This window comes from Tritonibacter sp. SIMBA_163 (genome assembly GCF_046535935.1).
GTDB classification, from domain to species: domain Bacteria; phylum Pseudomonadota; class Alphaproteobacteria; order Rhodobacterales; family Rhodobacteraceae; genus Epibacterium; species Epibacterium scottomollicae.
The window spans coordinates 1-232 of record NZ_JAWJBP010001460.1 but is presented as its reverse complement, the minus strand read 5'-3'; the positions used below and the strand labels follow the sequence as shown (position 1 = coordinate 232).

General features: G+C 66.4%; 1 protein-coding gene. It reads right to left on the bottom strand.

What is annotated here, in order from left to right; genetic code table 11:
- On the bottom strand, nt 1–232 hold a 232-nt coding region (locus tag R0J92_RS27135; protein WP_411053967.1), incomplete at both ends, for a flavin reductase family protein.

Below are 232 nucleotides of genomic sequence, written 5' to 3'. Positions count from 1 at the left end.
CTGCTACATTCGAAACGAGCCAGACAGCCCTCAATCACCGGCACGACCTCCGCATTCAGAGCCAGGTCGAGATCACGCAGCCCATCCGCCTCCTTGGCCACGCTGTAGCAAAGGTCCTGCTGATCGGCGGCAAGGCCATGGATCGCGTAGTGCTCTGCGGCCTCGAAATCGGGCAAGCGCCGCGAGTTGCGGTCCGGCGACCCCAGCACCCCCGGCGGGGCCGGCGAACACG